General features: G+C 72.6%; 19 protein-coding genes and 1 riboswitch. Of the genes, 10 read left to right on the forward strand and 9 right to left on the reverse strand.

Annotated features, from left to right (window positions below; translation table 11 throughout):
* Nucleotides 1–1,767, reverse strand: a 1,767-nt coding sequence (locus ABZT93_RS14665; RefSeq protein ID WP_356103790.1) for a glycosyltransferase, incomplete at its 3' end; no start/stop codon positions are given.
* Between the two features lie 227 nt (nt 1,768–1,994).
* Here ABZT93_RS14665 and ABZT93_RS14670 point away from each other — a divergent pair.
* Entirely contained in the window at nt 1,995–2,630 is a 636-nt protein-coding gene (locus ABZT93_RS14670; protein WP_356103792.1) for a TetR family transcriptional regulator, read from the forward strand.
* 41 nt (nt 2,631–2,671) lie between these two features.
* Nucleotides 2,672–2,847: riboswitch (TPP riboswitch) on the reverse strand.
* Nucleotides 2,848–2,915: 68 nt separating this feature from the next.
* On the opposite strand, the gene ABZT93_RS14675 is transcribed toward ABZT93_RS14670, so the two are convergent.
* Both ABZT93_RS14675 and ABZT93_RS14680 read right to left on the reverse strand, forming a co-directional pair.
* Nucleotides 2,916–3,149 (reverse strand): ferredoxin, encoded by a 234-nt coding sequence (locus tag ABZT93_RS14675; protein WP_356103795.1) that lies wholly within the window; start codon nt 3,147–3,149, stop codon nt 2,916–2,918.
* Between the two features lie 6 nt (nt 3,150–3,155).
* Nucleotides 3,156–4,613: an aldehyde dehydrogenase gene (locus ABZT93_RS14680; protein ID WP_356103798.1), complete on the reverse strand. Its 1,458-nt coding sequence runs from the start codon at nt 4,611–4,613 to the stop codon at nt 3,156–3,158.
* Between the two features lie 166 nt (nt 4,614–4,779).
* Between ABZT93_RS14680 and ABZT93_RS14685 the strand changes: the two genes are divergently transcribed.
* The 7 genes from ABZT93_RS14685 to ABZT93_RS14715 all read left to right on the forward strand — a co-directional run bounded on the left by ABZT93_RS14685 (nt 4,780) and on the right by ABZT93_RS14715 (nt 12,290).
* Complete coding sequence (locus ABZT93_RS14685) at nt 4,780–5,805, forward strand: MBL fold metallo-hydrolase (RefSeq protein WP_356103801.1); 1,026 nt, start codon at nt 4,780–4,782, stop codon at nt 5,803–5,805.
* 334 nt (nt 5,806–6,139) lie between these two features.
* A complete protein-coding gene (locus tag ABZT93_RS14690) occupies nt 6,140–7,339 on the forward strand; it encodes a prenyltransferase/squalene oxidase repeat-containing protein (protein WP_356104250.1) in 1,200 nt (399 codons plus the stop codon).
* Nucleotides 7,336–7,971 (forward strand): SCO2322 family protein, encoded by a 636-nt coding sequence (locus ABZT93_RS14695; protein WP_356103804.1) that lies wholly within the window; start codon nt 7,336–7,338, stop codon nt 7,969–7,971. The genes ABZT93_RS14690 and ABZT93_RS14695 overlap by 4 nt, the downstream gene beginning before the upstream one ends.
* On the forward strand, nt 7,961–9,064 hold the full coding sequence (locus tag ABZT93_RS14700) for a CbiQ family ECF transporter T component (protein WP_356103807.1): 1,104 nt from the start codon (nt 7,961–7,963) through the stop codon (nt 9,062–9,064). Before ABZT93_RS14695 ends, ABZT93_RS14700 begins: the two co-directional genes overlap by 11 nt.
* Complete coding sequence (locus ABZT93_RS14705) at nt 9,061–10,725, forward strand: ATP-binding cassette domain-containing protein (protein ID WP_356103809.1); 1,665 nt, start codon at nt 9,061–9,063, stop codon at nt 10,723–10,725. The genes ABZT93_RS14700 and ABZT93_RS14705 overlap by 4 nt, the downstream gene beginning before the upstream one ends.
* Nucleotides 10,722–11,585 (forward strand): ECF transporter S component, encoded by an 864-nt coding sequence (locus ABZT93_RS14710; protein WP_356103812.1) that lies wholly within the window; start codon nt 10,722–10,724, stop codon nt 11,583–11,585. The genes ABZT93_RS14705 and ABZT93_RS14710 overlap by 4 nt, the downstream gene beginning before the upstream one ends.
* Nucleotides 11,586–11,870: 285 nt before the next feature.
* Complete coding sequence (locus ABZT93_RS14715; protein ID WP_356103815.1) at nt 11,871–12,290, forward strand: transglycosylase SLT domain-containing protein; 420 nt, start codon at nt 11,871–11,873, stop codon at nt 12,288–12,290.
* A 20-nt stretch (nt 12,291–12,310) separates the two neighbouring features.
* On the opposite strand, the gene ABZT93_RS14720 is transcribed toward ABZT93_RS14715, so the two are convergent.
* Nucleotides 12,311–13,570: an alpha/beta hydrolase gene (locus tag ABZT93_RS14720; protein ID WP_356103818.1), complete on the reverse strand. Its 1,260-nt coding sequence runs from the start codon at nt 13,568–13,570 to the stop codon at nt 12,311–12,313.
* 103 nt (nt 13,571–13,673) lie between these two features.
* Here ABZT93_RS14720 and ABZT93_RS14725 point away from each other — a divergent pair, with 103 nt between their 5' ends.
* Nucleotides 13,674–14,372 (forward strand): YoaK family protein, encoded by a 699-nt coding sequence (locus ABZT93_RS14725; RefSeq protein ID WP_356103820.1) that lies wholly within the window; start codon nt 13,674–13,676, stop codon nt 14,370–14,372.
* Nucleotides 14,373–14,390: 18 nt separating this feature from the next.
* Here the strand turns inward: ABZT93_RS14725 and ABZT93_RS14730 are convergent, their stop codons facing one another.
* Nucleotides 14,391–15,224 (reverse strand): alpha/beta hydrolase, encoded by an 834-nt coding sequence (locus ABZT93_RS14730; RefSeq protein WP_356103823.1) that lies wholly within the window; start codon nt 15,222–15,224, stop codon nt 14,391–14,393.
* A gap of 153 nt (nt 15,225–15,377) precedes the next feature.
* On the opposite strand from ABZT93_RS14730, the gene ABZT93_RS14735 reads away from it, so the two are divergent.
* Complete coding sequence (locus ABZT93_RS14735) at nt 15,378–17,654, forward strand: helix-turn-helix domain-containing protein (RefSeq protein WP_356103826.1); 2,277 nt, start codon at nt 15,378–15,380, stop codon at nt 17,652–17,654.
* Nucleotides 17,655–18,368: 714 nt separating this feature from the next.
* Here the strand turns inward: ABZT93_RS14735 and ABZT93_RS14740 are convergent.
* The 4 genes from ABZT93_RS14740 to ABZT93_RS14755 all read right to left on the reverse strand — a co-directional run bounded on the left by ABZT93_RS14740 (nt 18,369) and on the right by ABZT93_RS14755 (nt 20,530).
* A complete protein-coding gene (locus tag ABZT93_RS14740; RefSeq protein WP_356103829.1) occupies nt 18,369–18,785 on the reverse strand; it encodes a hypothetical protein in 417 nt (138 codons plus the stop codon).
* Nucleotides 18,786–18,912: 127 nt separating this feature from the next.
* Nucleotides 18,913–19,371 (reverse strand): pyridoxamine 5'-phosphate oxidase family protein, encoded by a 459-nt coding sequence (locus tag ABZT93_RS14745; protein ID WP_356103832.1) that lies wholly within the window; start codon nt 19,369–19,371, stop codon nt 18,913–18,915.
* A 1-nt stretch (nt 19,372) separates the two neighbouring features.
* Nucleotides 19,373–19,828, reverse strand: coding sequence for a hypothetical protein (locus ABZT93_RS14750; RefSeq protein WP_356103835.1), 456 nt, complete (start codon nt 19,826–19,828; stop codon nt 19,373–19,375).
* Nucleotides 19,829–19,906: 78 nt separating this feature from the next.
* Nucleotides 19,907–20,530: a DUF6461 domain-containing protein gene (locus ABZT93_RS14755; RefSeq protein ID WP_356103837.1), complete on the reverse strand. Its 624-nt coding sequence runs from the start codon at nt 20,528–20,530 to the stop codon at nt 19,907–19,909.
* Nucleotide 20,531 lies beyond the last annotated feature (1 nt).

Raw genomic sequence — 20,531 nt, forward strand, 5'->3', positions numbered from 1 at the left:
CGGGCCGACCGAGCCCGCTACCGGGCTCACGGAGCGGCCCGGGCCCGGGACCGCCGAGCGGGACGAGTCCGCCGCCAGCGAACCGGCCGGGACCGCGGAGCGCCCCTGGCCCGGAACCGCCGGACGACCGTGGCCCGGGACGTCGGAACCGCCCTCGTCCGAGGCCACCGAGCGGGACAGGTCCGCCGCCGGGCCGACCGAGCCCGCTACCGGGCTCACGGAGCGGCCCGGGCCCGGGACCGCCGAGCGGGACGAGTCCGCCGCCAGCGAACCGGCCGGGACCGTGGAGCGCCCCTGGCCCGGAACCGCCGGACGACCGTGGCCCGGGACGTCGGAACCGCCCTCGTCCGAGGCCACCGAGCGGGACAGGTCCGTCGCCGAAGCGGCCGAGCCCGTTACCGGGCGAGCCGGGCCCGAAGCCGCCGTGCGGGTCGGGATGCTCGTCGGGCCGGGCGCGGTCCCCGGCGTGGCGTCGGCCATCGCCTCCCGGTATCTGGTCACCGTTCCCTCGGCGGCGCGGGCCCAGGTGAAGCGGGAGAGCACTCGCTCGCGTCCCGCCGCCCCGAGCCGCGCCCGTAGGTCCGGGTCGCCCAGCAGCCGGCTCAGGCCCGCCGCCAGCGCGCCGGAGTCGCCCGGCGGCACCGCGAGGCAGGTCTCGCCGTCGCGGCCGGCGACCTCGGGTATCGCGCCGCCCGTCGTGGCGACCAGCGGGGTTCCGGTCGCCATCGCCTCGGCGGCCGGCAGGGAGAAGCCCTCGTAGAGCGACGGCACGCAGGCGACCTCGGCCGAGCGGACCAGGTCGACCAGTTCGGCGTCCGAGATGCCCTTGACGAACTCGACGGCGCCTTCGAGGCCGTAGCGCTCGATGGTCTGCGCCACCGGACCCTCGGTCGGCCGCTTGCCCACGACGACGACGTGCGCCCCGGGGTGTTCCGTGCGGACCTTCGCCAGCGCCTCGACGAGGAAGACCAGGCCCTTGAGGGGGACGTCCGCGCTGGAGGTCGTGACGATCCGGCCCGGCACCACGGGGACCGACGGATCCGGCGAGAACTGGTCCGTGTCGGCGCCGATGTGCACGACGTGGATGCGGTCGTCGCGGACACCCAGCTGGTCGACGATCTCCTGGCGGGAGGTGCCGGAGACGGTCAGGACCGAGGGGAGGCGGCGGGCCACCCGCTTCTGCATCCGCGTGAAGGCGTACCAGCGGCGCTTGGACAGCCGCTGCTGCCAGCCGTCGGCCGCGTCCAGCTCCAACTGGCGGTCCACGGTGATGGGGTGATGGATGGTGGTCACCAGCGGGGCACCGACGTCGCCCAACAGGCCGTAGCCGAGGGTCTGGTTGTCGTGGACCACGTCGAACTCACCGCTGCGGGCCCGGAGATGGCGTCGGGCCCGCAGAGAGAAGGTGAGTGGCTCGGGGAAGCCGCCGGTCCACATCGTGGCGACTTCCAGCGCGTCGATCCAGTCGCGGTACTCGTCTCGCCGCGGGGTGCGGAAGGGGTCCGGGGAGCGGTAGAGGTCCAGGCTCGGCAGTTCGGTCAGGCTCAGGCCGTCGTAGCCCGGGTCGAGGACCGGGTACGGCTGAGAGCCGATGACCTCGACGCGGTGGCCGAGGCGGGCCAGTTCACGCGAGAGGTGCCGTACGTAGACGCCCTGGCCGCCGCAGAACGGGTTCCCTTTGTAGGTGAGGAGCGCGATACGGAGCGGTCGCTCGCCGTCGGCGGCCGAGCCCTCGAAGGCCCTGGCCTGACTGGCCTCAGCGGTCACTCTGGGCCCCCTTCTGCCTGCACTGTCCCGCGAGATTACGACGAGACGGTAATCTAGAACAAGTTTCAGACTTGATCGTTCAGGAGGCTCTGAATCTACCGGCAGGTAGGGGTCCTGTGAGCGGTGGATCAGGTGATTCACGCCACGAACGCCGCGACCGCGCCACGGCCCGGCACCCTGCCATGCTGTGTGATCGCAAGCCCTCACGGACTGTCACGGAACCCAAGGTGGACAAGGTGGCCAAGTCGGCCGGAGTGGAAGCCAGTACCGCGCGACCCGACGCGCCACCGCTGACCGAGCGTCAGGAGGCGCGGCGCCGCCGCATCCTGCACGCGAGCGCGCAACTGGCCAGCCGGGGCGGGTTCGACGCGGTGCAGATGCGTGAGGTCGCGGAGTCCTCACAGGTCGCGCTCGGCACCCTCTACCGCTACTTCCCCTCCAAGATCCATCTGCTGGTCGCGACCATGCAGGACCAGCTGGAACACATGCACGGCACGCTCCGCAAGAAGCCGCCGCAGGGCGAGACGGCGGCCGAGCGGGTCGCGGAGACCCTGATGCGGGCCTTCCGCGCGCTGCAGCGCGAACCACACCTGGCCGACGCCATGGTCCGCGCGCTGACCTTCGCGGACCGCAGTGTGAGCCCCGAGGTCGATCAGGTCTCCCACCAGACCACGCTGATCATCCTGGACGCCATGGGCCTCGACGACCCGACGCCCGAGCAGCTCTCCGCGGTCCGCGTCATCGAGCACACCTGGCACTCGGCCCTGATCACGTGGCTCTCGGGCCGCGCCTCCATCGCCCAGGTGAAGATCGACATCGAGACGGTGTGCCGACTGATCGACCTCACGGAACCCCGGTCCTGACCGGGCCCAGGGCCGACAGAACGCGTACGCGAACACATGAATGACCTACGAGACGGGTTCCCTTCGCCGGCATGGTCCGGATCAGGTTCTGGGGGTCGCCGTCGAGCCATCCCGCTGCTCTCCGGCCTCTCAGCCCTACCGTCGTCGTCGGCCCCGGCGGAAACCTTCGCATCACGCCCGAGTCGGCCACTCCGGTCGGACTCCCTCACTCGTCTCGTAGGCCTAGGTCCAGAATAGAACGTGCGTCCGGGAATGAAACCCCGCAAACCATGATTTTCTCGACGTCTACTCCTCGGGCGGGAACACCGGCTCCCCGCTCCCCAGAAGGCTGATCATGATGGCCTCGACCGGGCAGTTCTCCGCCGCCGCCAGGATCTCCTCGTTGGCGTCGGCCTCCGGCTCGGCGGGGTGGGACTGGCGGGCGGCGTCCAGGCGGAAGCCGTCGGGGGCGGTGTGGACGCACTGGGCGGAACCGATGCACAGGGAGCGGTCGACCTCGACGTGCCAGCGGTCACCCATCGCCGCTCACCCCTCCCAGCCGGCCGGCAGATGGATCATCTTGTGCTCCAGGTAGTCGCCGTATCCCTCCGGGCCGAACTCCCTTCCCAGGCCCGAGTTCTTGTAGCCGCCGAAGGGGCCGAGCATGTCGAGGCTGAAGGTGTTCACGTTGTAGGTGCCGGTACGGACCTGCCGCGCGACCTCGATGCCGCGCTCGACGTCGGCCGTCCACACGCTGCCGGAGAGGCCGTAGTCCGAGTCGTTGGCGATCTTCACGGCCTCGGACTCGTCGCCGTAGGGCAGCAGGCAGATCACCGGTCCGAAGATCTCCTCGCGCGCGATCCGCATCGAGTTGTCGACGTCCCCGAAGAGCGTCGGCTCCACGTACCAGCCGCGCTCCAGGCCGGCCGGACGGCCGCCACCGGTGAGGATCTTGGCGCCCTCCTCCTGGCCGATCCTGATGTAGTCGAGGTTGCGGCGCTGCTGGCGTTCGGCGACCAGGGGGCCGACCTGGGTGGCGGGGTCGAGCGGGTCGCCGACGACCAGGGAACTCGCCGCCGCCGCGAGGGCCTCGGCGAACTCGTCGTAGCGGGAGCGGGGCAGCAGGATGCGGGTCTGGGCCACGCAGGCCTGTCCGTTGTTCATCCAGGCGGACGGGACGATCCCGGCGACGGCCGCCTCCACGTCCGCGTCCGGGAGAACCACGGCCGCCGACTTGCCGCCCAGCTCCAGTGTCACGCGCGTGAGGTTGCGGGCGGCGACCTCCATCACGCGCTTGCCCGCGCCCACCGAGCCGGTGAAGGAGACCTTGTCGATCCCCGGGTGCCCGACCAGGTACTCGCTGACCTCGCGGTCGGCCGGGAGGATGGACAGCACGCCCTCCGGCAGCCCGGCCTCCTTGGTGATCTCGGCCAGGATGTAGGCGTCCAGCGGCGACTCGGGCGACGGCTTGAGCACCACCGTGCAGCCGGTGAGCAGCGCGGGCGCGAGCTTGGCGGCGGCGACGAACTGCGGGACGTTCCAAGGGACTACGGCGGCCACGACCCCGACCGGCTCGCGGCGCACAAGGATGGGACCGAGGACTCCGTCGCGCCGCTCCTCGTAGGTGAAGTTCCGGGCGACCGTGATCGCCGAGTCCCAGACCATCATCGCGCCGAGGGCCTGCGCGAGGACGCTCCAGGAGTACGGGGAGCCGTTCTCGGAGGAGATCACGCGGGCGATCTCCTCGTGCCGGACCGCGATGGCGTCCTTGATCCTGGTGACGACCTCGATGCGCTCGTCGAGCGACATCCGCGGCCAGGGCCCCTCGTCGAAGGCGGTGCGCGCCGCGGCGACCGCCGCGTCCACGTCCGCGCGCGAGGCGTGCGGGACCCGTCCGATGACCTCCTGGCTGTGCGGGGAGATCACCTCGATGACGTCCTTGCCCAGGGGGTCGGTCAACTCCCCGCCGATGAACAGCTGTCCGTGTTCCACGAGCTCGGCCATGGCGAACGCCTCCCAGGGCGGCTTACTGACGAACCATCAGATACGGAACTGATACCAGTTCCACTCCGAGGAGTCCACGGGCCGTGCGCCGCCACATTGGTGACCTAGGGCTACCGTCGAAACCCGTTCTAGTTATAGTTGCCCGAACGCGGTGATTGGGGAACTCATGGCGCAGGTGCACGACCACGGCGGAGGCGTCCGGTCCGTCCAGGTGCCCATCCCCGACAACCCCCTCGGCCACACGCTCGTGTACGTCGTCGACACCGACCGGGGGCCGGTGCTGGTCGACACCGGCTGGGACGACCCGGGCTCCTGGGACACCCTCGCCGAAGGTCTGACGGCCTGCGGCATGTCCGTCGACGAGATCCACGGCGTGGTCATCACCCACCACCACCCCGACCACCACGGCCTGTCGGGCAAGGTGCGGGACGCCTCCGGTGCCTGGATCGCGATGCACGCGGCGGACTCCGCGATCGTGCGGCGCACTCGGGAGACCCGGGCCGAGCGCTGGTTCACCTACATGACGGCCAAGTTGGTGGCCGCGGGCGCCCCCGAGGAACACGTGGCCCCCCTGCGCACCGCCCGCCGCCGTGAACTCCCGGGCTTCTCCCCCGCCCTGCCCGACCGCGGGATCGTCCCCGGCGAACTCCTCGACCTCCCCGGCCGCAGGCTCCGCGCGATCTGGACCCCGGGACACACGCCGGGCCACGTCTGTCTGCACCTGGAGGAGGAGCACCCGTCCCGGCTCCCGGGCCACGGGCGACTGTTCTCCGGCGATCATCTGCTGCCCGAGATCACCCCGCACATCGGTCTGTACGAGGACCCCGACGACGCCACTGTCACCGACCCCCTCGGCGACTACCTCGACTCCCTGGAACGGGTCGGCCGGCTCGCCCCCGCCGAGGTCCTCCCCGCCCACCAGCACGTCTTCACCGACGCGAGCGCCCGGGTGCGGGAGTTGCTCGCCCACCACGAGGAACGCCTCACCGACCTGCGCTCCCTCCTCGCCGAGCCCCTCACCCCCTGGCAGCTCGCCGAGCGCATGGAGTGGAACCGGCCCTGGGACCAGATCCCCTACGGCTCACGGAACATCGCGGTCTCGGAGGCCGAGGCGCATCTGCGGCGACTGGTGAAGCTGGGGCGCGCGGAGGCGGTGACGGGGAGCGATCCGGTGACGTACGTGGCTGTCTGACCGGGTCGAGGGGCGTCGCCGTCGCTCCACGGGCGGCCCACGGCCGCTTTCCTACGGGCGAGTACAGTAGCCAGGTCGTCATCACACCCGTACAGGGGAAAGCCGGTGCAATTCCGGCGCTGACCCTCCCCCAGTGCCTTAAGGGCCTGGGAGGTACCCCCATCGTGAACCGTCCCCGCGACGGTCAGCCGGAGTGCCCCGTACGGTTCGTGACCGGCTCGCGTGCATCGGCAACCGGCCGGTGCGCGGCACCGTCGAGGTATACGGAGCCGAGCCGCCCGGGGGTCCTCCCGTGCTGCCCGGCTCCCCGCAGGGAGAAGGGCATCCGCCGATCATGAACGTCCGCCGCAGCGCCGCGGTCCTGGCAGCCACCGTGGTGATCGGCACGGCCGCACCCGCCGCAGCCGCCTCGCCGTCCCCGTCTCCCTCCTCCCCCTCCGGGTTGTACGGCAGCACGGATCCCACGTACGACGGGGTCTGGCGCCAGTCCCTCGCCCTGATCGCCCTGCACCAGGTGGACGTGGAGCCCGCCGCCGCGGCCGTCGGCTGGCTGGCCGGGCAGCAGTGCGCGAACGGCGCCTTCCCGGCCTTTCGCGCGGATCCGGCCAAGGCCTGCGACGCCAAGGTCATGGTCGACACCAACAGCACGGCCGCCGCCGTACAGGCCCTGTCGGCGTCCGGCGGGCACGAGACCGAGACCGGCAAGGCGGTGACCTGGCTGAAGTCCGCCCAGAACAAGGACGGCGGCTGGGGGTACACCCCCGGCGGGGCCAGTGACGCCAACTCGACGTCCGTGGTGATCGGCGCGCTGAGGGCCTCCGGTGCCGACCCCGCCAAGTCCCTCAAGGGCGGCAAGTCGCCCTATGACGCCCTGCTGCGGCTGTCCCTGCCGTGCGCCGACGCGGGCGCGTTCGCCTACCAGCCCGACAAGAAGGGCAAGCTCACGGCCAACGCGGACGCGACCGCGGCGGCCGTCGTCGGCGCGCTGGGCCAGGACATGGTGTCGGTGAAGGCCGGCGCCGAGAAGCACGCCACCTGCACCGACGCGGCTCGCCCGACTCCGGGGCAGGCGGCGGCCAACGGTGCGGCGTACCTGGCGAAGGCGGTCGCGAAGGACGGTCATCTGACCTCCGCCCTCCCCGGCTCCGAGAACCAGCCCGACTACGGCAACACGGCCGACGCGGTCGTGGCGCTGGCCGCGCAGGGCGGGACGGCGGCGGCCGCGGGTCCGGTGCGCTGGCTGGAGCGGAACTCCGCGAAGTGGGCCGCGCAGAGCGGCCCCGCGGCTTACGCCCAGCTGATCCTCGCCGCGCGGACGGGCGGTGCCGATCCGCGGGACTTCGGGGGCACCGACCTGGTGAAGCGGCTGACCGCGACGGGCCCGGCTCCGGTGCCGACGTCGACACCGACACCGACCATCAAGTCGCAGGACGACTCCGGCACGTCCGTCTGGTGGACGGTCGGCGCGGGTCTCGCGGCCGGCGCGGGCATCGGCTTCCTGCTCAGCAGCCGTAACAAGAGGAAGCAGCCGTGATACGGCGGGCGGCCCTCCTGGCCCTCCTGACCGGCCTCCTCCTGGCCGGCGTGAGCCCGGCCCGGGCCGCCGGGTACCGCTACTGGTCCTTCTGGGACCGCACCGGCACGACCTGGACCTACGCCACCCAGGGCCCCTCGACCGCGGTCCCCTCCGACGGCGACGTCCAGGGCTTCCGCTTCGCGGTGAGCGAGAACTCGGCGGACGCGGACAAGCCCCGCGGGACGGCGTCGTTCACGGCGATCTGCGGGGACACGGCGGCGCGGGACGGCCGTAAGCGCGTGGCGCTGGTCATCGACTTCGGTACGGCCGCGGACGCCCCGTCCGGCGAGGAGCCCCCGTCGGGCCGGACCGAGTGCGCGGTCGTACCCCCGGACGCGACCACGGCGGAAGCCCTGGCAGCGACCGCGAAGCCACTGCGCTACAGCACCGACGCGATGCTCTGTGCGATCGCGGGATATCCGGAGGCGGGGTGCGGAGAGCAGGTGACGGGGAAGGGGAGGCAGCCGGGGAAGAAGACGGCCGCGTCGGACCGGGGCCCGTCCGTGGGTCTGTTCGCGGGCCTGGCGGCGATCGCCGTACTGGGAGCGGCGGCGGTGTGGCGATCGAGGCGGCGCAGGAATGCCGCGTAGCTCACCTGTCCGGCCCGAGCCCCTGCACCCCGGCGCCTGGTGGCTCTGGTCCCTCTCCCTCGGGATCGCGGCCACCCGCACCACCAACCCCCTACTGCTCGCCCTTCTCGTCGCCGCCTCCGCCTACGTGGTGGCGTCCTGCCGCAGGGACACTCCCTGGTCCCGTTCGTACACGGCGTTCCTCAAGCTCGCCCTCGCCGTCCTGCTCGTCCGGCTCCTCTTCACGGTCGTTCTCGGCTCCCCCGTCCCCGGCACCCATGTGCTGGTGGCTCTCCCCGAACTCCCCCTCCCCGACTGGGCCCAGGGCATCCGCCTGGGCGGCAGGGTCACCGCGGAGTCCCTCGTCTTCGCCCTCTACGACGGCCTGAAACTGGCCACCCTCCTCATCTGCGTGGGCGCGGCGAACGCCCTCGCCAACCCCCACCGCCTCCTCAAGTCCCTCCCCGGCGCCCTCTACGAGCTCGGCGTGGCAGTGGTCGTGGCCCTCACCTTCGCCCCCCATCTCATCGCCGACGTCCAGCGCCTGCGCGCCGCCCGCCGCCTCCGGGGCCGCCCGGACACGGGCATCCGCGGCCTCCTCCAGGTCGGACTCCCGGTCCTGGAGGGCGCGTTGGAGCGTTCGGTCGCCCTCGCCGCGGCGATGGACGCCCGCGGCTACGGCCGAACGGCCGAGGTACCGCCCCGAGTTCGCCGTACGACGACCGCGCTCACCCTCGGCGGGCTGCTCGGCGTCTGCGCGGGAACATACGGAGTGCTCACCGCCGAGGGTGGCACCTACGGCATCCCCGTACTCCTCACCGGTCTCGCCGCCGCCCTCGCGGGTCTGCGTCTGGGCGGCCGCCGCACCCCGCGCACCCGGTACCGTCCGGACCGCTGGACCACGCGGTCCTTCCTGGTCGTCGGTTCCGGCGCGGCCGTGGCGGCGGTGATGTTCCTCGCGGGCGCCACCGATCCGGCCGCCCTGCAACCCGGTGTGGTGCCGCTCGTGGCCCCCGCCCTCCCCGTCTGGCCGGCCGCGGCGGTCCTCCTGAGCCTCCTGCCGGCCTTCCTCGCCCCCGCCCCGGACCTCGCCCCCAAGGAGCCGTCGTCGTGATCCGCTTCGAGGATGTCTCCGTGACGTACGACGGGGCGTCCGAACCCACCGTCCGGGGCGTCGACCTAGAGGTGCCCGAGGGTGAACTCGTGCTGCTCGTGGGCCCGTCGGGGGTCGGCAAGTCCACGATTCTCGGCGCGGTCAGCGGGCTCGTCCCGCACTTCACCGGCGGCACCCTGCGCGGCCGGGTCACGGTGGCCGGCCGCGACACCCGCACCCACAAGCCCCGCGAACTGGCGGACGTGGTCGGCACGGTGGGCCAGGACCCGCTGTCCCACTTCGTCACGGACACCGTAGAGGACGAACTCGCCTACGGAATGGAGTCGTTGGGCCTGCCGCCGACGGTGATGCGCCGCCGGGTGGAGGAGACCCTGGACCTGCTGGGCCTGGCGCCCCTGCGCGACCGCCCGCTGGCCACCCTCTCCGGCGGCCAGCAACAGCGCGTGGCGATCGGCTCGGTGCTCACCCCGCACCCCCGGGTCCTGGTCCTGGACGAACCGACCTCGGCCCTGGACCCCGCCGCGGCGGAGGAGGTCCTCGCCGTCCTGCAACGCCTGGTCCACGACCTGGGCACCACGATCCTGATGGCCGAACACCGCCTGGAACGCGTCATCCAGTACGCCGACCAGGTCGCCCTCCTGCCCGCCCACGGCGAGGCACCGGTCCTCGGCACCCCGGCCGAGATGATGGCCGTGTCCCCGGTGTATCCGCCGGTGGTGGACCTGGGGCGGCTGGCGGGCTGGGACCCGTTGCCGCTGACGGTGCGGGACGCGCGGCGCAGGGCGGGGGAACTGAGGGAGCGGCTGGCCGGGCGAGCACGCATGGACGCGGCACCCGCGGCCGCCGGATCCCCGGCCGACAGCCGGGTCCGTCGGCTGCGCCGCCCCAAACCGGTCGTATCCACCCCCTCCCACCTCGCCGAAGTCCGCTCCCTCTCCGTCCGCCGAGCCCGCGTCCAAGCCCTGCGCCACGTCGACCTCACCATCAGCCCCGGCGAGACCATCGCCCTCATGGGCCGCAACGGCGCCGGCAAGTCCACCCTCCTCGACACCCTGGTCGGCCTCTCGGAACCCTCCGCCGGATCGGTCCGGGTCGGCGGCGCCCAGCCCCACCGCACCGGCCCCCGGGACCTCGTCCGCCGGGTGGGCCTCGTCCCCCAGGAACCCCGGGACCTGCTCTACGCCGACACGGTCGCAGCCGAGTGCCGGGCCGCCGACCACGACGCCGGCGCCGCATCCGGCACCTGCCGCGCGCTGGTCGACGACCTCCTCCCCGGCGTGACCGACGACACCCACCCCCGCGACCTCTCCGAGGGCCAGCGGCTCGCCCTCGCCCTCGCCGTGATCCTGACCGCCCGCCCGCCCCTCCTGCTCCTCGACGAGCCGACCCGCGGCCTGGACTACGCGGCGAAGGCCCGTCTGGTCGGCCTGCTGAGGGAGCTCGCGGCCACCGGCCACGCGATCATGCTGGCCACCCACGACGTCGAGCTCGCCGCGGAACTCGCCCACCGGGTGATCCTGCTGGCCGAGGGCGAGGTGATCGCCGACGGTCCGGCGGCGGACGTCATCACGTCCTCCCCCTCCTTCGCCCCGCAGGTCAGCAAGATCCTCGCCCCGCAGCGGTGGCTCACGGTCACCGAGGTGAGGAAGGCCCTGTCATGACCCGAGCCCCTGGCATGACCCGAACCCCGGGCCCGCCCCGAACCCCTGCGACGACCCGAGCCGTCCACCTCGGCCCCCGCTCCCTCCTCACCCTCGCCCTGGTCAGCGCCGTGGGCGTCGTCGCCTTCGGCTGGCCCTTCCTCGCCCCGCCCACCTCCCAGGTCGGCACCCACACCCAGGACGCCCCCTGGCTCTTCGCCGGACTGCTCGTCCTCCTGGTCGCTGTGGTCGCCGCCGCCCTCGCGGAGTCGGGGCTGGGCCCCAAGGCGGTGGCGATGCTCGGTGTTCTCGCCGCGACCGGCGCCGCGCTCAGGCCGATCGGCGCCGGTACCGCCGGTATCGAGCCGATGTTCTTCCTGATGGTGCTCAGCGGCCGGGTCCTCGGCCCCGGCTTCGGTTTCGTGCTCGGCAACGTCACGATGTTCGCTTCCGCCCTGCTCACGGGCGGGGTGGGGCCCTGGATGCCGTTCCAGATGCTGGCGATGGGCTGGTTCACGATGGGCGCGGGCCTGCTGCCGGTGCCCGCCCGCGCGCAGGGCCGTACGGAGGTCGGGTTGCTGGCCGCCTACGGCTTTCTCGCCGCCTTCGCCTACGGCACCGCCATGAACATGGCCGGCTGGCCCTTCATGGGGGCCCTGGCCTCGGACATCGCCTTCGACCCGCACGCCGGCGTCCCCGCCAACCTGGCCCGTTTCGTGACGTACTGCCTGGCCACGTCCCTCGGCTGGGACCTCGGCCGGGCCGTGGTCACCGTCGTCCTGACGCTCACCCTCGGCCCGGCCCTCCTCCGGGGTCTGCGCCGGGCCACCCGCCGCGCGGCCTTCGAGGCCCAGGTCACATTCGAGGCGCCCGAACGGTGAAGCGCCCCACATGACCCAGCTCACCTACTAAGGGGAACAGTAGGAACATTCCGGACATAACGCCTCAGGCATACCCCCTCTGACCTGCGAGTTGAGAGCCGGATCACACTCACCCCCTTTCCCGGCGATTCGGTCACAACTAGTAAAAGGGGTCATTGCGGGCACCTTCCGAGCCTGTTTCTCTGGACGACGTCGCACGGCGCCGACAAGCCCACGGGCCTCGGCGCCGCCGCATGTCCCCCGGGATCGCGAGCGACACCACCGTCCCCGAAGAAAAGGTTCCCCGTGTCGGTCTCCCGCCTCACCCGCCGCATCGCTTCTCCGAAGAAGGCCATCACCACCGTCGCGCTGGCCGCCGCCACCGCCGGCCTGGTCCTGACCGCGGCGCCGGCCCAGGCGGCCACGACCAACTCCTCCGCCCAGGCCAAGGCCATCGCGCACAAGATGATCCCGAACGCCGCGCAGTACAACGCGTTCAGCAGGATCGTCGAGCACGAGAGCGGCTGGGACGTCGACGCCACGAACTCCTCCTCCGGCGCCTACGGCCTGGTCCAGGCCCTGCCCGGCTCCAAGATGTCCTCCGCCGGATCCGACTGGAAGACCAACGCCAAGACCCAGATCAAGTGGGGCCTGGACTACATGAACTCCCGCTACGGCAGCCCGACCGCCGCCTGGGCCTTCTGGCAGGCCAACGGCTGGTACTGAGGCAGCCGCGGCAATACGCGTCACCGCCTGACCCCGTCGAAGAACCGCACCACCTGCGGGGCCGACACCAGGACCGAACCGAAGTGGTCCACCGGCCCCTGATCGACCACCCGCACCCTCGCTCCCTGACCTGCGAGGGTGCGGGCGCATGACCGGGTGTTGCCGATGGGCACGTCCGTGTCGGCGCTACCGGCGTACAGCCGTACCGGCACGTCCGGCTTCCACTCGCAGGTGTGGTCGGCGGCACGCATCGCGTCCAGCACCGCGCCGGTGGGGTGCCGCAGACGCTCGTAGGCGGCAGGCGTGAGCAGCTGTTTCACCGAGGGTGCGAGCCCCTTGACGACGTCCTCCTCCTCGTAGCTCCCGTCGAGCAGGCCCTCGACGCGGCTCGCGTACGGCGCGCGGAAGACCTCGGAGGGGTCCTTGTAGAAGGGGTGCAGGCGGTTCTGCGCCACCAGCCAGTACGAGATGTAGAGGACCCCGCTGGTGTCGTTGACCCGGCCGTCGAACAGGGCGGGCATCTCCTGGCCCTCCAGGTCGTACGGGCCGCTGACCGGTGCGAGCGCCCTCAGCCGGAAGTGCCGGTCGGCGCCTTCCTGCAGGGCCTTGCCGAGCGCCATCGCGACCTGGCCGCCCTGCGAGAAGCCGGTCGCGTACACCTGACCGGTCAGCGGGCGGCCGAGCCGTTCCGCGGCCGTCCGCGCGGCGCGCAGCATGTCGACGGAGGCGGTCAAGGACGAGGCGGTGTCCATGTACGGATGCGGGCCCGGGCCCTTGCCGAGACCGAGGTAGTCGGGGGCGGCGACCGCGCGGCCCGCGGCGGCGTTGACGTACGACGGCACCCGTCCGAAGTCCTCGCTCGCCGAGGGCGCGTAGTCGCGGGCGACCATCGTGCCGTGGGTGTCGGAGACCAGGTCGAGACGGTGCGTGCCGCCCCGGGGGAGCGTCAGCAGCCCGGTCGCGGTGGTGGGGCGGCCGTGCGGGTCGACGGTCCGGTATGTCAGCCGGTACGCCCGTACGCCGTACCGCACCACGTCGGTGTCGACGTCCCGTTCGGTCAGGAACGACCTGACCTGCCCGGCGTCCCGGTCGGCGACCGGCACGACGGAGACCAGGTCACCGCGTCGCGTCTGCTGCGGCTGCTGCGTCCGCTCACCGGCGGCCGCTGCCACCGGGGCCGCGGCGAGCCCGGTGAGCAACAGGGCCGCCGCTGCCGCGAGTCCCCTCCGCGTACGCCAACTCGCCTGTGCTGCATGGGATTTGCGCGTCTCGTCAGTCATGTCCTCGACGCTACGGACGCGCCGGTCACCCCGACATCCGAGAGTCCCCCGCAACCATGGTGGACTTGGGTGCACCCCGACCGTCCGGCCATCCGGAGACCCGATGAGCGAACAGAGCAGCACCGGCACGAAGGCAGCCGGCGATCCCGAGGCCCGCGGGCTGCGCCTGGTGGCCGTACTGCTGGGGCTGACGGTGGTCAGCGGACTGATCGACGCCGTCAGCTATCTCGGCCTGGAACACGTCTTCACCGCGAACATGACCGGCAACGTGGTCGTCCTCGGGTTCGCCGCGGCCGGGGCACCCGGTTTCTCGGTGGCGCACACGCTCACCTCGCTGGTGTCGTTCGTGGTGGGCGCGGTGGCGGGCGGCCGGATCGCCGTACGGCTCGGCTCCGGCTCCCGCCGCACCTGGGCCCGGCTCACGCTCGCCGCCGAGGCGGTGCTTCTGGGGGTGTCGGCGGTGGTCGCGTTCGCCGCGCCCGGCGCCACGGCCACCGCCTACACCCTGATCGCCGTCACGGCGTTCGCCATGGGCCTGCGCAACGCCACGGTCCGCAGGCTCGGCGTCCCTGACCTGACGACGACCGTGCTGACCATGACGTTGACCGGCCTCGCCGCCGACTCCCGGGCCGGCGGCGGCCCCGGCACGCGATCCCCCCGCCGTACGGCGTCGGTGGTCGCGATGGTGGCCGGAGCCGGAGTGGGCGCGTGGCTGGTCCTCCATCACGGCCTCGCGATTCCGCTGGCGATCGCGGCGGGGCTGGTGGCCGTGCTGGCGGTGACCGCGTCGGGACGGGAGTAGCCCCTGCTCTCCTGAGGTCTACTTGGCGAGGAAGGCCAGCAGTGCCGAGGTGACCTCCTCCGCGTGGGTCCACAGCAGGCCGTGCGGCGCGCCTTCGATCTCGACGTACTCGGCGGCCGGCAGCAGCGCGTGGAAGGGGCGGCCGGTCGCGTCGATGGGCAGGATGCGGTCGCCGGTGCCGTGCAGGATCAGCGCCGGTACGTCGATCTTCGCCACGTCCGCGCGGAAGTCGGTGATCCAGGTCGGCACGCAGGCCACGGACGCGTGCGCGGAGGCGCCCGCCGCCACGTTCCAGCTGCCCCGGACGGCCGCCTCGCTGATCCGGCTGCCGAGCGTCTCGTCCAGGTTGTAGAAGTCCTGGTAGAAGGCGTCGAAGTAGGCGTACCGGTCCTTGGTGACGGCCTCCAGGATCCCGTCGAACACCGACTGGTCCACGCCCGTCGGGTTGTCGTCGGTCTTCAGCAGGAAGGGCTCCAGTGAGGCCAGGAAGGCCGCCTTCGCGACCCGGCCCGAGCCGTACGTGCCCAGGTAGCGGCCCACTTCGCCGGTGCCCATCGAGAAGCCGACGAGGACCGCGTCCGTCAGGTCGAGGGTGGTGAGCACCTTGTCGAGGTCGGCGGCGAAGGTGTCGTAGTCGTAGCCGACGGTGGGCTGCGAGGAGCGGCCGAAGCCGCGGCGGTCGTAGGTGATGACCCGGTGGCCGGCCTCCAGCAGTGCGGGGAGCTGCTTCTCCCAGGAGTGGCCGTCGAGGGGGTAGCCGTGGATCAGCACGACGGGCTGTCCGGTGCCGTGGTCCTCGTAGTAGAGCTCGATCGGCGCGCTGTTCTCTTCACCAACGGTGATGTACGGCATGTCGGTCCGTCCTCCTTGTAGGGAGACTCCAGCTCACCAGGGAAGCGCGGTGATCACCAGGCAGAAGTACCGGCGGAAGTACGGCAGAAGTACGGGAAGAAGTGCGGGAAGAAGTGCGGGCGGAAGCAGGAAGCACTTGTTCTAATTGTCGTGATGACCAGTCATGATCACGGAGTTCAGCAGTCCGGTGTACCGCACGGCGGCACCGCCTTCGGTGTGATGCTCCGCTCCCTGCGCCGGGCCGCCCGGCTGACCCTGGAGGAGTTGTCCGAGGCGTCCGGGGTGAGCGTGCGCGCGCTCGGCGACCTGGAGCGCGGACGCAGCCGGGGACCGCAGCGGCGTACGGTCGACGCGCTCGCCGCCGCCCTGCGGCTCGACGCCGAGCAGGGCGAGCGCCTGCGGCGGCTGGCCGAGGCCGGCCGGGACCGCGGAGCCCCGTCGGTCTCGCCGTATCTCCTGCGGACCGTCCCGGACTTCACCGGCCGTAAGCAGGAACTGGCGGATCTCCAGGCGCTCGCCACCGGCACGCGCACCCGTGCGGCGGTGCTCTTCGGTCCGGGCGGGCAGGGCAAGACGACCCTGGCGGCGGAAGCGGTGCGGCGGCTGGCCGTCGACTTCCCGGACGGCAGCGTCTGCGTCCAACTGCACGGCATGAGCGACTCCCCGCTGCCGGCCGCCGAGGCGCTGGTACTCCTGCTGACGGCGCTGGGGCACCCTCCGGACCGGATCCCGGTGGACCCCGTGGCCCGCGAGGCCGTCTACCGGGCCGCGCTCACCGGCCGGCGGGCGCTGGTCGTCCTCGACGACGCGGCCGACGAGACCCAGACCAGGCCGCTGCTGCCGGACGCCGAGGGCAGTTTCGTGCTGGTCACCAGCAGAAGGCCGCTGGCCGGCCTCGAAGGCGTGCGGCGGATCAGGCTCGGCGGTCTCAGCGGCGGGGAGTCGACGAGGCTGCTGGAGCGGATCCTCGGCGCCCCGCGCACCGACGGCCAGTCCGAGGCGATCACCCGGCTGACCGAACTGTGCGGCCACCTCCCGCTGGCCCTGCGCATCGTCGGCAACCGCCTCTCCAGCCGCCCGAGTTGGACCCCGGCCCGGCTGGCGGGCCAACTCGCCGACGAGGAACGCAGGTTGAGCGGACTGGTCGCGGGCGACCTCGCCGTCCGCAGTGCCCTCACCCTCTCCTACGGCCAACTCACCGACCCGCACCGCGTCTTGCTGCGCCGCCTCTCCCTGATCCCCGGCCACGACGTCGGCCCCGACCTCGCCGCGGTCCTCACCGGCGAGGACCCGCTCACCACCGAGGACTCCCTCGACCTGCTGGTCGACCGGGGCCTGCTGGAGGAGACCACGCCCGGCCGGTACGCCCTGCACGATCTCGTACGGCTCTTCGCACGCGAGCAACTGAGCGCCGAGGAGCCCGAGTCGGTGACCCGGGTCGCGCGGCTGCGAATGGCTGACTGGCTCCTGCGGTCGGCCTCCGCGGCGGGCCGCCGGTTCGAGGCGCCCGGTGCGCCACAACCCTGGGCGGGCGACCCCGAAGCCTTCACCCCGGGGTCCGCCGAGGAGGCGGAGCAGTGGCTCACCGCCGAGCGTTCCAACTGGGCGGGCGCCCTGCCCCTGATGTTCGCGGCGGGCCGGCACACGGAGATCCTGCACGCCTCGCGCACCCTGTACTGGTTCTCCGACCGCTGGAGCCAGTGGCCCGAGTGGCAGACCCTCTTCTCCCACGGCGTCCGGTCCGCAGCCGCCCTCGGTGACCGCTCGGCCGAGGCCCACCAGCTCAACTGTCTGGCCTGGGCCCACTCGGTCGGCGCCTACCAGTACGCGGAGGCCGAGCAACTCGCACGCCGGGCGCTCGAACCGGCGTCGGAGACGGGTGATCTCGACCAGCAGGCCTGGGCGTGGGCTTACATCAGCGGGGCCTGCATGGGTCTTGCCCGGCCCGCGGAGGCGGCGGAGGCGGCCGCCCGGGCCACCCGGCTCTTCGAGACCACGGGTGACTCCACCGGCAGGGCGGTCTCCCAGCGGGTCCTCGGCACCGCGCTGCGGGAGTCCGGGCGCGGCGAGGAGGCGCTGGCCCTGCACCGGGCCCTGCTCGGCACCCGGACCGGGGACGTTCCCGGCCTGAACGAGTTCGCGGCGGCCCTGCTGCGCTGCGAGACGGCCAGGGACCTGCTGGCCCTGGAACGCTGGTCCGAGGCGGCGGAGGCCTTCCGGAGCGTCGGCACACCCCTCGACCACGCCGGCATCGACCGCCTCCGCGCCCACACCTCCGTCGGGCTCGCCACGGCCCTGGAACACTGCGGCGACCCCACCGGGGCCCGCGAACACTACGCCCAGGCCCGCGACCTGTTCACCCAGTTCGGCGACACGGCGTCCGCCGCGGAGGCGGTGGCCGGCCTCGAACGCCTGGGGCCCACCACGTGACCCACCGACCCGCCCCACGGCGGACGGGCCCCCGACTCGGAACCCCGACACCTGAGCCCCCGCTCCCGCCCCACCACGGGCCGCCCCCTGACCTGGGACGCCGGGACGTCAGCCGGGAGGATCACACCCACGGTGCCGTCCGGCCCGGGACCCGGCCCGGGACGCCGACACCTCGACCTCCGCCCACACTCCGCCCCGCGCCCCCGCCCCGCCCCCGACTCGGAACCCCGACACCGCAGCCCCGGGCCTCACGCGCACGGTGCCGTCCGGCCCCGGACCCCGCTCGGAACGCCGACACCTCAACCTCCGCCCACACCCCGCCCCGGCCCCCGCCCCCGACTCGGAACCCCGACACCGCAGCCCCGGGCCTCACGCGCACGATGCCGTCCGGCCCCGGACCCCGCTCGGAACGCCGACACCTCAACCTCCGTCCACACTCCGCCCCGGCCCCCCCTGACTCGGAACCCCGACACCGCAGCCCCGGGCCTCACGCGCACGGTGCCGTCCGGCCCGGGAACCGGCTCGGGACGGCGACCAGTCAGCCTCCGGTCCCGACCCATCACCTCGCCCCCGACCCGGAGCACGGACCACTCAGCCCCGGACACGACCCACCACGGGCCCGCGCCCCCAGATCCGGGCCCGCATCGCAGCCCCCGGACGCGACCCACCGCAGGCTCGCTCCGACCCGAGACGCCGACACACGGCCCCGAGGTCTCACGCCAACGGTGCCGTCCGGCCCGGGGCCCCGCTCGTCGCCTCGTCCCCGCGCTTGCGGCGGCCCGTGACCAGTCCTCCCGCCGCGCCCAGTGAGACCAGGCCCATCGCGGAGGCGGCGATGATGCCGTCCGTCCCGCCGAGGACGAAGTACAGGGTCGCGGCCATGGCACCGTTGAAGAGGAACAGGAACCACAGGGTGCCGGGGCGCGAGAGGAACGCCTTGATCCTCGGCTTCGTGGCGATCCGTGATCCCGCGATCAGCGCGACGACGCCACCGGCGTAGGTCGCCACGTCCTTCTGCGTACCGTCGAGGACGGACCCGGCACCGGCACTCGCGGCGAGGCCGCAGGCGAAGAAGGACCAGAGCAGCAGGTCGGCGAAGAAGGACTTCACGGCGGTGGGCGAAGAGGACACGGGATCTTCCTTACGTGTGCGGTGACCTGGGTGACGGACCGTTGCGATCCGTGATCCACGATCCCGGTCCGCGCCCGCCGCCACGAGGGACCGCACTCCCGAACCCCAGGTGTAGACCGCTACACCCTCACCCCGGCTCCACCGCCACCCGGTGGTCCGGCCGCCCGTCCTTCGCCAGCATCGAGTACGTCCCGGCCACCGCCCGGTACAGCCGCATCCCCGAGTCGCCCCGCACATCGTCGAGGGTCCAGACCCGCCCCCCGTGCCCCAGCGACCGCCGGGAGAAGACCTCCAGCGCCCGCTCGGCCCCGTCCACCAGCTCGGCGGCGACGGCGGACATGTACACCCCCTGCCCGGTGCCGATCTCCACCGAGGAGTCGAAGACGGCGATCCCCACCTCGGGCCGCACAGCGATGTTCCGCGAATGGACCGTCTCCGGCGAGGACACCCAGAAGAACTCCCGGCACTCCACATGCGCGAAGTAGACCGGCGTGCTCCAGGGCCGCCCCTCCGCGTCCGCCGTGGCCAGCACCAGGTACCGGCTCGCCTCGACGATCCCGCGCGCGTTCTCGCCCGTCGGCCTCATGTCAGCGGCTCCTGCGGTACGTCAGCGCGAAGTCCGTCTCCCATGGAGCCGACCCGTCCTGCGACTGCTCCCAGACGCCGTGGATGGTGTCGCCGTCCGCGCTCAGCCGCCCGGTGAAACGCTGCCGGAAGGACAACGGGGAGAAGTCCTCCTTTTCACGCAGCAGTTGCCACACCTCACCGTCGAAGGTCATCGCGTACAGCCGTACGACACCCCGCGCGTCGAAGTAGTGCTGCGTGTACGCCCCCGCCTCCGGCTCGAGCGACACGATGGACGTACTGTCCGGCGCGGGGTTCGGCGCCTCGGTCCGCTGCACCAGGAACCGCCCGTCCAGCGTCCACTCGAACACACTCCGCCCGGCGGCGGCCCCCTGACCGGGGAACTCGGCCTCGACCACCCACTCCCCGACCAGCACCCGCAGCCGTTCCAGAGCTTCCCGCTCTGCCGTCGCGCCCATCGCGACCACCTCCTCCGAGTGAGGACCGCGTCGGCACACGGAAATCATCGGTGGGCCGGAATCAACGGCGGACCGAGGTCATCGGCGCGTCGACAGGCCGGCCGCCGGAAGCCGACGCCCCTCGGAGTCCTTCGGCACCCACAGCCCGAACCGGCTCTCCAGGTACTCCAGGGCCTGCGGCGCGCTCATGCTCCCGCCGTCCGCCGGCCAGGCGAGGGCCGACGGGTCCGCGCCGTCGTCGTACCCGGGGATCCCGGGGTCGAAGGAGGACAGCACCCGCCCGTCCACCGCGTACTCCACCCGCTGCGCGGCGTTGACGTCACAGCTCGCGGCGAGGACGCGGCTGCCCGAGGAGAGCGCGGGGAGGTAGTTCACCGCGGAGACGTACGACGTGGAGGCCTGGATCGCGAAGGCCCAGCCGTCGATCTCCCCGGCCCGCACCACCGCGTCCACCGTGCGCCGCAGGAATCCGAGTTCCTCCGCGGCCTCGACGTCCAGATCCTCCAGGTGGTCCGGACCGAACGGCTCGTCCATGGAGTTGCGGACCTCGATCTCCTGGGCCTCGTGCCGGGTCAGCGGGAGGACGGACTCGCGCGGGGCACCGAGTCTGCGGAGCACCTCCTCCGGGGTAAGGCCCTCGCAGAAGACGAGGCCGTAGCCGAAGGGGTACGCCTCGGCCACCCAGCGAAGCCCGTCGGTCATT

The organism is Streptomyces sp. NPDC005303 (assembly GCF_040607335.1).
Lineage (GTDB): Bacteria > Actinomycetota > Actinomycetes > Streptomycetales > Streptomycetaceae > Streptomyces.